At 41.2% G+C, this 12,424-nt stretch carries 9 protein-coding genes; 4 read left to right on the top strand and 5 right to left on the bottom strand.

The features are described 5' to 3' along the window. Window positions 1-172: 172 nt before the first annotated feature. Both NST33_RS15760 and NST33_RS15755 read left to right on the top strand, forming a co-directional pair. Window positions 173-1,774 (top strand): response regulator, encoded by a 1,602-nt coding sequence (locus NST33_RS15760; protein WP_047843166.1) that lies wholly within the window; start codon window positions 173-175, stop codon window positions 1,772-1,774. A 323-nt stretch (window positions 1,775-2,097) separates the two neighbouring features. Next, the gene (locus NST33_RS15755; RefSeq protein ID WP_047843165.1) at window positions 2,098-2,481 is read left to right on the top strand and encodes a hypothetical protein; all 384 of its coding nucleotides are present in this window, start codon (window positions 2,098-2,100) and stop codon (window positions 2,479-2,481) included. A 70-nt stretch (window positions 2,482-2,551) separates the two neighbouring features. Here the strand turns inward: NST33_RS15755 and NST33_RS15750 are convergent, their stop codons facing one another. The 5 genes from NST33_RS15750 to NST33_RS15730 all read right to left on the bottom strand — a co-directional run bounded on the left by NST33_RS15750 (window position 2,552) and on the right by NST33_RS15730 (window position 9,083). Next, window positions 2,552-4,291, bottom strand: coding sequence for an ATP-binding cassette domain-containing protein (locus NST33_RS15750; RefSeq protein ID WP_221821347.1), 1,740 nt, complete (start codon window positions 4,289-4,291; stop codon window positions 2,552-2,554). Between the two features lie 143 nt (window positions 4,292-4,434). After that, entirely contained in the window at window positions 4,435-5,817 is a 1,383-nt protein-coding gene (locus tag NST33_RS15745; protein ID WP_221821345.1) for an erythromycin esterase family protein, read from the bottom strand. Between the two features lie 250 nt (window positions 5,818-6,067). After that, a complete protein-coding gene (locus tag NST33_RS15740; RefSeq protein WP_221821343.1) occupies window positions 6,068-7,099 on the bottom strand; it encodes an alpha/beta hydrolase in 1,032 nt (343 codons plus the stop codon). Window positions 7,100-7,279: 180 nt separating this feature from the next. Further along, window positions 7,280-7,924, bottom strand: a complete 645-nt coding sequence (locus NST33_RS15735) for a response regulator transcription factor (RefSeq protein WP_221821341.1) — start codon at window positions 7,922-7,924, stop codon at window positions 7,280-7,282. Then, the gene (locus tag NST33_RS15730; protein ID WP_221821339.1) at window positions 7,911-9,083 is read right to left on the bottom strand and encodes a sensor histidine kinase; all 1,173 of its coding nucleotides are present in this window, start codon (window positions 9,081-9,083) and stop codon (window positions 7,911-7,913) included. The genes NST33_RS15735 and NST33_RS15730 overlap by 14 nt, the downstream gene beginning before the upstream one ends. 701 nt (window positions 9,084-9,784) lie before the next feature. Between NST33_RS15730 and NST33_RS15725 the strand changes: the two genes are divergently transcribed. Together NST33_RS15725 and NST33_RS15720 are read left to right on the top strand one after the other, a co-directional pair. Then, window positions 9,785-10,195, top strand: a complete 411-nt coding sequence (locus tag NST33_RS15725) for a VOC family protein (protein WP_221821337.1) — start codon at window positions 9,785-9,787, stop codon at window positions 10,193-10,195. Window positions 10,196-10,543: 348 nt separating this feature from the next. Then, window positions 10,544-12,307, top strand: a complete 1,764-nt coding sequence (locus tag NST33_RS15720) for a methyl-accepting chemotaxis protein (protein WP_221821335.1) — start codon at window positions 10,544-10,546, stop codon at window positions 12,305-12,307. Window positions 12,308-12,424 lie beyond the last annotated feature (117 nt).

Here is a 12,424-nt window from a genome sequence, read left to right as displayed (position 1 = left end):
TTTCATGCCTCGCAAGCCATTTGCAGCGGTAATCCGCATAGGTATTTCTGAACATCTGTATCGTTTTCTTAAGATTTGAGGTGAGCCAAGGCGGCATCCATTGAAATGATAGTTCGGCCATCATACAATACAATAAGTGTTGTAACAGCTTGTCTATAGAGGGGGAATTAGCTTGTACGGTTTATTAATAGTGGATGACGAGAAATCGGTTGTTGATAGTCTCGCGCTGACAATTCCCTGGGAAGATTATGGCATCCAGGAAGTGCATAGAGCTTACTCGGCTGCGGAGGCTCTCGATATCGCTTCCAAATACGCTGTTGATATCATGATTACCGATATTCGTATGCCCGAGATGGATGGTTTGGAGCTTATTTTGGAGATTCGGCGATTCTCCAGTAAAATTAGATGTATTATTTTGTCTGGTCACGATGAGTTTGAATATGCCCAAAAAGCAATTCAGTATCAGGCTGCTAATTATCTGCTGAAGCCGATAAATACCGATGAGCTCATCCAAGCTGTAACAAAGGCTATCGCCAATATTGAGCACGAATGGGAACGCATCAGTTCATTTCAGCAAATTCAGCATGCTCTTCACGCCAATATGCCCTTGTTGCGCAATCAGCTGCTCAAGGAACTTCTTCAGAACAAAGCCATGAGCCATCAGATTTTGGCCGGGCGTCTCAGCATGCTGGAGATTCCCTTTGCGTCCTCTGACCCCTTTATTATGATGGTCATTCGGATGGAGGAAGAATTTTCCGGTTATGATCTTCGGTCATTATCCTTGCTCGAATATGCTGTAACCAATATAGCCGAAGAAGTGTTTCAGCATCCGTTCAAGCTGTGGCATTGCATTACAGAGCAGGGATATCTGGTATTTCTGATCAAAAACAGTGATCTACATGCACTCGATTCAGTCGACTCCCACGCGGTCAGACTGCAAAACAATGTGCAAAAATTTTTAAAGGGAGCCATCTCCATTTGTCTGAGTAAAGAGCAATTCTTCCCTGACCACCTCTCCGATCTATATTTAGCCTCCGTGTCAGCCATCAATCGGAATGTGGGCAGCAACAAAAGCTATTTTATTACGCTGGACAAAAAGGATGCGGATTCCCATGAACAGCAAAACCTCATTAATTTGTATGAGCCACCCTTGCTCCCTAACTTGCTGGAATCAGGTAATTGGGATGAGGCCATAAGCAAAATTTCCAGAATTCTTTTCTTGAACGAAGTTGGCAAAGAACTGTCCCACGATCAATTGTTTACAGTACTACTCTACCTGTCTTCCACATTCTCGATTTCACTAAAATCGCAGGACACGACGGTTGAGGAAATGCTTGGGGAGGAGTTCGAATTTTTGCTTCGGAAAAAAAGCCAGTTATCCGGCCAACGCATATATAGCTGGGCAGAGAAAATGATTAATCAGCGACGCAAGCAGGCCTCCAATCAGCTGATGAATGCGCACGAACAAATTACGTCTAAAGTGAGAACATACATTCAGGAGCATTTGGCAGAAGGTATCTCCCTTCAGGTCATTGCCGATTATATCGGCCTGCACCCCGTTTACCTGTCCAAGGTGTACAAAACGGTCACTGGAGAAACGATTGGTGATTATTTGTACAGCTTACGTATGAACAGAGCATCTTACCTGTTATTGAACTCAGACCTCAAAATTGCAGATGTCAGCAAGGCGCTTGGCTTTTTGGCTCCGCCGCATTTTATAAAAATATTCAAAAAGCATTATGGTTGCACACCACAGGACTTTCGCACTCGTTAACGAAATGAATGGAAAAAAAAGGTCTTGGCCTATCGCTCATTTTAAAAGGAGAATGCACCGGGATTGCTCCCAGTGCATTTTTGCAGTTCGTATAAATCTATTATGGCTTCACCGTAGTTTTGTCCAATTTTCCCAAAACATGAAAGAAACTCACTACTCCACATGGCCAAGGATAAACGGTCGCAGCTTGAGCTTGTCTTTATTTTGAATATCCGCCTGACAAGACCATGACCAAATTAGCAGCCTTTTATAGGCTTTCACCCATTCCCCTGCTCAACTGCCTACATACAATACATTAGACTAATGAACAGGAGTGATGTGATATGACATTTTTACCTCCTTTTGGACCTGGTGGAGGATTTGGCGGACCTGGGGGTCCCGGAGGACCAGGAGGACCCGGCGGATTTCCTGGTCCGCCATCGTTCCCCGGGGGTGGAGGCGGCGGACCACAAGGCGTGCAGGCACCTACCGGACCGCCACCATCATTCATTCCACAGCAACCCGCTTCGTTATATGCGGTAGATCCAAGAGCCATATCCGGCTGTTTGTTTCGCTACACATATATTTGGCCGGATCGTGGTCCCGGCTTCTGGATGTACCCGGTATTTGTCGGTAGAAATTCGGTGGCTGGCTTCCGCTGGAATGGCTTCTTCTGGCTATACACCGGCATTGATCTGCAGCGAATCAGCTCGTTTAGCTGTTTCTAGAAGTAAATCCCCCTGTATGCGGATTAATCCACATACAGGGGGATTTAGATTTATGGAATATTCACCTTGTCTAAAGCAACTTAATCAGCTTTTCTAGCTCATCAACCAAACTTTTTGCAAGTTCAAAATTAGTATCTTTTAAAGCCAATTCAATTTTCATTTCAACAGACTTTTTCTTTTGTTCATTTTCTAGATAGTTTTCATCAAAATGACTCGCATAAATCATCTGTCTGAATTCTTCTATACTCATTTTACTAATCGTTCTGTCCTCAATAATTAAAACATAATCCATACCATTTACAACCGAATAAAAATCATGAGAAATCATGATAATCGCACCTTTGTAGTCTTCAATGGCTTTCTCCAATGCGATTTGTGTATAGATATCCAAATGGCTTGTTGGTTCATCCAGGAGCAATACGTTGGCTTGACTGGCAGAAACTTTAGCCAATTGAAGCATGTTTTTTTCACCGCCAGACAATGATTCAATCTTTTGATCAAGGATTTCTCCATCAAAGCCATAGTTTGGAAGATACGATCTAATTTCATCATACGTTTGAAACCCGGAATCTATGAATTCATTTAGGATGGTATTCGAATCCTTTAACATTTCGCCTTGAACCTGAGATAAATAGGCCACTTTAACATCGGTATCTATTTCAATGGAATCCTGATTATTTTTAAAGATTTCTCGGAGTAAAGTCGTTTTCCCGGTACCGTTAGGACCGATCAGGGCTACTTTATCTATCGATTTGATCTCAAAGTTCACATTTTCCAAAAGCAACTCGTCAAAGGAAACGCTATAGTTATTGACGTTAACTACAACGGTGTCTTCCATTTCCTTATCGATCCCAAAACGGATATTTGGCTGTTTGATATCGACAAAGGGTTCTTTTATTCGACGTGCTTCCAATCTCTCTTGAAACTTGACTCTGGCTTTTAACGCTCTGCCTCTCGAGGCTTCCGAATTATATGTGGCGATCTCTCTAAGATTGTCGATGATGTGATCGTATCTCTCAATTTCTTCAGCTTCTGCAACCGCGATTTCTTGCAGTTCGATCTTAGACTGAAGCAGTGAGAAGTTATAATCGATATATCGCCCGTCAAACTCCTGGAGCTCTGTGTTTTCTAGGTGTATGATTTTGTTGAAACAATGATTCAACAGATACCGGTTGTGTGTAACGACCAGCAGCATTCCCTTGTGGGAGTTAATCAATTTTTTAAGCGCGTTCAGGTTTTCAAAGTCTAGAAATACATCGGGTTCGTCCATAATCATGAAGTCTGGACGATTCAGCATTTCCTTCATCACTTGAATAAGTTTGAATTCCCCGCCACTTATGGCGGATATACTAAGATCTTTGAGCTTCATGAGGTTGGCAAGGTTTAACTGTTTATTGATGTTTTTTTCGAAATTGTCCCCATCCATCGCTTCGAAGGCATCCAAAGCCAATTGAAGCTTTTCCATCAGGGAATCCATATCCGATGTGGTGGCCATCTCCGCATAAATCGCTGTAATTTCATCTTGTATCTTGATGAATTCTTCTGCGATATATTCAAAAACGGTCATTTCTTTTGTTTTGTCTACTTGCAAAAACTGACTCACATACCCGATTCTGCAATCAGGGTCTATCTCTAACCTGCCCTCGAACAAATATCGTTCCGGATCCATCAGGATATCGATCAGTGTACTCTTTCCACTTCCGCTTGTTCCGATAAAAGCACAATGTTGTGCCTCTTCAAACGTAAATGAAATGTTTTTATATAGTTCCTTTTGTGGAAATGAGAAGGATAAGTTTTCAACTTTTATCATAGTGTTACCTTTCTTTACAACTAAATTGGTGGCTAGTATTGAATATATTGTCGAACACAGACTTTTAGAGTAACACTGTTTACCACCAAGTACAATCGATTTTTAGCCCTTACCCTCACTTCGAAATTTGAGTACGCTCTTTCCTAGTGATTAGAGGGATGGATTTTATGAATAAGTAATATTCCATCATACTGATCGCGAGGTATCATCTTTTCATCTAAAACTCCCCATGCTTTGGCAATTCGAGGTGTGTACATCCATTCCGTTGTTGGACTTAACTCCTTGTCCTTCATGTTGATGAACCGGGCTGGACCCATTTCAATTCCTGCAATATCTTCAAGACTTCCTTTTTTGTGAGGCAGGACTTGCTCTTCCTCTCCATTGTTTTTATATGCGCTTCCCTCATATGCATACAAACCTATAACATAACCAGCTTGCTTGAGTGAGTATGGAAGCATCTCACCCATGGTTGGATATGGATTATTATCATAATCGTATCCGTTATGCTCTGTGATCATTGTGGAATTATTCTTACGTATATGATAATTGTGTCCCCATAAAATAATTTTCTCCTCAGGATAGACTGTTTCTGCAAGCCATTCTACATTATCAGCCATCACGCGATCTCGTTCATAACTTCCCAATTTCAAATGCTTCTCAGGGTCTACTCCTGCTAGCAGATTTACAATATGAGGATGGTAGTTATCCAACATGTCTAACCTATTTTGTAAGACGCGATCTACCAGAGATATCAGATTGAGTTGCTCTTTCTGATTCCTGCTTAATTCAGCTTTGTTGTCTCTTACAAACTTTTGGAGAGTAATATATTTTTCTTTTATTTTCTTCTTTTGAATATTAAAATCGTCTACTTTGTTAACCATGTTAAGCTTTAAATACCAGCGTTCCGTTTGCGCAAATGCTGTTGCTTTATTCTTGTCGACCTTAGCAAACCACGCCTCAACGAATTGAATAAAAGACTCCGACGTGCCTTGTGAATCAAATCCAGTTAATATAAGAGGATGATCCGTGTAGCTTTGTTGTGCAATGTATTCAAATAAAGGTAAGTTCTCTTCAACCTGCCACACGCCATAGACGGAGCTCTTCATCAATTCCTCTGGCGTTGTATTATGTATTTGAGCATATGCAGTAGTAGTATCGGCTAGATTGGATTCAAATGCAATGACATCATATCCTAGTTCTTCATGCAAAAATTTTACGAGTCTTACTTTCATTGAATTGTATTCTGATGTTCCATGCGATGCTTCTCCCAAGCTAACGATTCGTTTATCCGCTAAAATAGACTTTAGAAACATCAAATCAGAGTACTGATCATTTTTTTCTGCGTTAACGGATGTAATCGTATTTGCATTTGAGCGAACGCTCTCTTTCCAAATTAATTCTGAAGATATTGTATTCTTCTTGTCTACTAAAGTTGATCCAGACATATATGCCACCGGACCAATGGACATCACACTGAAACTGCACACCACTGTAGACAATAACACTTTTCTAACCAACTGATTCATTAGGCTGACACTCCTCTGTTTTTATGTATATCAGCCTAACATCTGGAGTTTAAAACCAATGCACGTTGCGTTTAAGATTTGTTTAAAAATGTATCAAATATTATGGGCTTTAGCTCTATAATGCTCTGTAAATGTATACAAAAAAATCGTCAGCATTTCTGCAACGATTCCTAATGTCAGTCTCTATTTGAAAACAGCAGCGGATTACTTTTTATTTACGCACACTTCTCTTTTTAATTTCTAACAAATGTTATGGAGTGAACGTATCTGTCATCCAATTGAAGAATCTTTCCTTTTCTTCATAGTGTGGGTAGTGAGCCGATTCTTTATAAGAAATAAATTCTTTCTTGTTAGCTTTAATTCCGTCAAAAAACTGTTTGGCAGCATGGGACGAAGTCATAAAGTCATAATCTCCCATTACAAAATAAAATGGCAGATCCAGCTTCTTAATTAAGGAAGGCAATGGACGACTCATCACTTCACCAATTAGAATTCCTTGTGAATAAGTCATTCCTTTATGATAACGTATGACATCGAGCATGTTGTATTCACTGCTGAACGCCATTCCAAGAAAACTGTCATCAGGGTTATCCATCAATCTCGCGGCACCTTTGTATCGTGTAACAATGTCTCTCGGTGTAAATGTCTGCCCTTGATTAATGGCTTCAGAAACCTGATTAAGTCTTGCTATGTCATCATCATTACCTGCAAGCTGAGCTTGTTTCATTACATAATTCCAACCGTCTATCTCACTCTGCTTGGTATCTCCTACCTGACCAATTCCGATGTAGGCTTCATATTTCTCCGGTGCTTTATGGGCAGCCAAAGAACCAATGTAAGTACCGAAGGAATGGCCGATCAGGATCACCTTTTCCTTGCCAAGCCGTTCAGATATATAATCCGTGATGGTCAGTATATCATCAACCAGCAAGTCCGTTGATAAATTGGAGTAATCCTCAAAAAAATGATAAGACTTTCCGCTTGCTCTTTGATCATAGTTCACAATGGTAAATCTGGATTCCAATACATCCTGATATTGCTTTGCGTGCGGAATTTCAGACGCGCTCGGCCCACCGTGTACATACAGAATAACCGGATTCTCTACATTTTGACCGCGGATCATGATTTCATGACCTGTTCCATTGATCTCTACTTGTTCCAGTACACTAATACTATTTTCCCCTTTTATTTTCGGAGTCCATGTTGGAAAGTAAAGAACCACCATTGAAAGTATTAAAACAGCAATACCGATCCCAAAAAATATTTTTTTCATTTTTTTCATTCGAATTACCCCTCTCTGCGCTTCAATCTTCCGAAATGATTGTTCCGCTTGTTATAAATTTAGACTTTAAAAGTCATATAGACATAGTGCGATTTAGTCATGAATTGACCTATGACATAAAAAATCGGCAACTCCAATGAGTTGCCGATTTTTTATGAACATCAGTAATATTCTACCTGTTTATTCTTCCATCATTCCTGAATCTTTGGCTTTGCGAGTTGCCTCCCTCCTTCCTTTCACATCCAATTTGGAATAGATGGAAGAAATATAGTTTTTAACGGTCCCTTCACTAAGAAACAAAGCCTCAGCAATATCTTGATTGCGCAAGCCAGATGCCAACTTGTGAAGTACTTCAATTTCACGTGCGCTCAATCCGTACTCGTTGCTCTTTGGAGCAGCAGACGGGGGGATATTTTTTATCAATTTGGCAGCCACTTCCTGAGAAATCAATGTACCTCCTGTATGAACCACACGTATTCCTGCAGCCAGCTCCTTGGGACGGATCGCTTTGAGTAGATAGCCCTCTGCTCCATGACTTAATGCCGTCAAAACATAATCCACTTCCTTATAAGAGGTCAGCATAATGATCTTAATCGCCGGAATCTGCTGCTTAATTCGTGACGTTGCAGCAACGCCATCCATGACGGGCATATTAATATCCATTAGCACGATATCAGGCTGAAATTGTTTACTGCCTTCAATGGCTTCTTCCCCATTTTTGGCTAATCCGACAATCTCAAAATCTTCTTCAAGAGACAGGACAATATGCAGACTTTCCAGAATAAGCTCTTGATCGTCGACAATTAATATTCTAATCTTCTGCATGTAACATCACTCCATTTAATGGAATTTCGCATCTCACCTCGGTGAACGACGTGGCTCCAGATGAGGATGAGAGGGTAAGCTTACCTCCAATTTCCTGAATCCGTTGCTTCATCGTGGTCAAGCCAAAGCCGTATTCCAATTTGTCCAATGGCTTACCATTATTTCGAATAACAATATGTAAGGCTTCCTCAACAAAGGAAAGCTCCAAATTCAGCTTAGACGCTTTTCCGTGTTTTAGCGCATTCGTAAACGATTCCTGAATCATGCGAAGAATAGCTTGTCGCGCTTTAAGAAGCATTGCATGTTCTGTCATAGGCAGATCCAATGTAACATTCGTTCCAGTGTGCTCGGCAAAGCTATCAGCAAGTACGCTAATCTGCTTAAAGAGGCTAGTATCGTCTTCTCCCATTTCGTGAACAACATCTCTCATTTCGTCGAGATTCCTCTCGGCTAACGCTCTCAAGCGAATAAGTCTATCTTTCACCTCAGCAGGCTTATGATCCAATAGAGCAATGGCCGCATCCAGACTCATGATCAGGGAAATAAAGGAATGCCCAAGTGTATCATGGAGTTCCTTGGACATACGACTTCGTTCTTCCATTAACGTTAATTTCTCGACCTGAGCGGCATAATGGCTCAACAACCTGTTCTGATGTTCAACTTCAACCGCCAAGGCATTTTTCTGACGATAAGCATTAGCTATGAAGCTTACCCATATACCAATAAAGCAAAATAACAAGTTGTCGAACCCCATACTCATGCTCAGGTTCAAGGTGTATCCTTGATTGAACAGGAAGACGAATGGTATCAAAAAAACAGAAGGGATAATCCAAAATGTCTTTCTGGTCAATAAGTAGCCCATGGTTAGGCTGGGAAGCAAGTAATCAGGCGAGGAGATGAATTCAGAATGGATAGTCATATTCACATAATATGAGCCGCCAAGAACGACCTCGGTAATACAAAACCACAGATTGTTCAACCGCAGTTGTGGAAACCAAAATAAGATCGGGACAAGGAAGGCCGCCAAAAGCCAGATGATCTCCAATTGAACGTGAGCCGAGTCTCCGGGTACAGTTAGAATTAGAATGGCAAGCAACAAGTAATGATAAAAACGAAGCGAGAATATACTCCAGTCCATGAAAGCAATGATTTTTTTCATTCTAGCTCCTAGATAACGAGAATCATTGAACGATGACTGCTCTGACTCCACGAAAATATTTTTCCACTCCCTACTCATCAAGTTTTATCACTACCTAAGAGTAAATCTTAGATTATTTCGCAAGAAAAATACAGTTCTTTTCCAAGTGGTCATAATTCTTTACGGCTTATCCATCTTGGGCATATGATCCATGAGAGTGTATATACTACAACACTAAATGCAGCTACTATTCCGTATACTAAAAGAGATTTTCTTCTATGTTCATATAGTAGTCTAGCAATGTTCTTAACCCTGCAATGGCAAGGGCAGTGACTACATAAGAAAGGATTATTCCGGCTTACTTTTTTCTCCATCAAGTAAAAAAGAACAAGGAATGTTCACACTAGCTGGCAGAAATGCAAAAATAAGAAAAAAGTATACATTCACATATACAGTAGATAACTCAAAGCTCGATAATATCATTGAAGTAATAATACAAATTACAGTAGCAACCAACTGTGAGATCCCTTCCGGCGTTATCGTTTCTCGTTAGTTCAATCCGATCACTCTTATTCTATGGTTTCTTCATAAAATACTACTGACATACCGTTGTCAGTAGTGTTTTTATATAGTTGGAGTAAGCAATTGTAAAGGAGTAGAAGTAAATGCGAAGTGTTTTTGATCCAAAATGTATTACTTATATATAGGAAGGATGATATCTCGTGAATTTTGCTTCTGTGCGCATCATTACTGATGATGTGGATCGTCTTGTCGGGTTTTATGAGAAAATTACGGGTGTCTCAGCAGAACGCCCTGCACCTGTCTTTGCCGAACTTGTTATGCCATCGTGCACTCTAGCGATCGGCCACTCCCAGACGGTGCAACTATTTGGCGCTGGTTCAGCTGTCGCGGCCAACAATCGTACAATCATTATTGAGTTCCATGTCCACGATGTCGATGCGGAATACGAGCGCTTGAAGCCGTTTGTCGATGAGTGGGTAAAGACACCTACCACAATGCCTTGGGGGAATCGTGCTTTGCTGTTTCGCGATCCTGACGGTAATCTGGTTAATCTCTTCACACCGGTGACCGAGGAAGCAATCCAACGTTTCAGTGGTAGGCATGCTTTCTAACGATCTCAATAAATGCTTCTACTTGAATGTTCTGATTATATCGACCGTTTCTGTAATCAACATCCGTGAGTATATTTGTATATTTAACAGAATGTCTAAGAGAAAAATTAAGGTTCCACTGGCATAAAGCTGGTGGAGCTTTTTTGGTTAATGACAACGTTTCTTGATGCAAAGTAACTTCTACATTCGGTTTGAGTGCACTGGTACCACAAATGATCACATTCTCCTGCGTATATGTATATACAAGTTTAGTGTTGGTCTTCATTTTCCTCTTCAATATTACGATAAATAGTATGGGGTTATATGAATAACCATATTTACTTTATTACATCCAAGGGGGAACCGTACGTGAGACAGACTCGCAAAAAAAAGATGGATTTAAGGTTCAAATTGTATTTGATTATTCTGGTTCCGCTACTGGCCATGGGCGGTCTAATTATGTGGGCCACTATCGACTCCAGTGAAAATGCATCATTAATGACCATGCAGCATAACAATCAGCAGCTGGCTGTGAATACCGCCTCTCAACTTGGTCAGGAATCGGAATTAATTAAGACATTATCTTCTACTGTTTCAGAGGAGAGCAAGGAATATAAAAGTCTTAGGGACGAACTCGTTAAAGTTAGGCTTCAATCGGGAGCCTTGTATGTTTATATGTATAACAAAACTTCGGACGGGTGGATCTACACCGTGGATGGAGCGGATTGGAATGATACAGAGTATAGTCCTTACGGCACTGCAATGGAATTCAATCCCCAGATTCAGGAACGCTTATTACGCGGTGAAGTTGTCACAACAGGCATTGTAGATGATCCAACCTGGGGACAGCTATTGTCCTCCTTTACACCAATCAAGGATTCGCAAGGTACTGTCATTGGCTATCTGGGCGTTGATATTTCTGCTGGAGCAGTGAATCAAGTCTCCGCTACATCTGTGAATAATGCTTATCAGACCATAATCCCGATTTTTGTGGTTGTACTGATTCTTTCTTTGGTCATGATGTTATTCGTAGTAAGAGGCATTCTCAGACAAGTACGCGATATTAAGTCAAGCCTCGAACAGGTTGCTGATGGGAATCTCAAAGTCGTATCCACACATATGACCAATGATCAACTCGGTGACATCAGTGATTTGATTAACATCATGGTTGCCCAATTGACGAACATTCTGATGGGAATACAGCAAGGATCAAATACGTTACAGCATTCATCCAAAGATATTTCGGAAACCGCTCAGACGAACCAGCGTCAGAGCGAAGAACTTTCCAGAGCGATTGAGGAGATTGCCATGGGTTCAATGAAACAGGCTGAAGAGACAGAACACTCCGTCCAGCACTCAGAGAATCTCGGCAAAATAATGGATGAAGTAGGTTCATATGTGAAACAGTTTACTTATACTTCAGAGCAGCTATCTTCTGTCCAAGTACAAGTTACACGTGAACATGAGGTTCTGCTTGAGAAGGGCCGAGAGAATGCCAAGCGTGTTGAGCATCAACAGGATATTTCCAGGTCTCTGACGACTCAATCCGAACTCGCTTCCTCTATAAGCGGTCAAATTCACAACATTTTAAAACAAACTCAAATACTATCCCTGAATGCTTCAATTGAAGCAGCCCGAGCTGGAGAAGCAGGTAAAGGCTTTGCAGTCGTTGCTGGTGAAATGGGACAGCTCGCTCAACAATCCGAACGTTCGATCCAGGAGATTGATGAGATCCTGGGTTCATTTGTTCAAGAAATACATCGGATGGGCAGTCATTTTGATGCGAATATGGTAGCAGTTAAGGAACAGGAGAAACAGATCGCTGATTGCCTCCAGGCATTTAGACAGGTTAGCCGCTTATCGACCGAAGTGCATGAGTTGGCTCAGAGTTTGGACAGCCGGACAATGGATATGCACTCTATTCGTCAGGAGTTGGAACAGAACCTCAGTTATATTGCTTCCGCAACCGAGGAAACTTCAGCCATGGCCGAAGAAGTCACGGCTAGTGCTGTGGAACAGCAACGGTCGGCGAGCGAACTGTCGAACATCTCCGGGGAACTCGCTGGTCTTGCAGGGGACCTCAAATCATATTCCGATCAATTTCAGATCGAAGTCCGTAAATCAGGTCCATAATAAAAAGACGGGTGTAACCAAAGTTATTAACGACAAAATGACAATGGTAATTTATGAGAAACACCTATAGAGGAATAGCCAATGGATTAAGTTAACCGCCTTTTAATGGGCGGTTAA

This window comes from Paenibacillus sp. FSL L8-0435 (assembly GCF_037965655.1).
In the GTDB taxonomy this organism is placed as follows: domain Bacteria; phylum Bacillota; class Bacilli; order Paenibacillales; family Paenibacillaceae; genus Paenibacillus.
The sequence above is the reverse complement of the archived record's forward strand: the minus strand, read 5'-3'. Positions and strand labels throughout refer to the sequence as shown.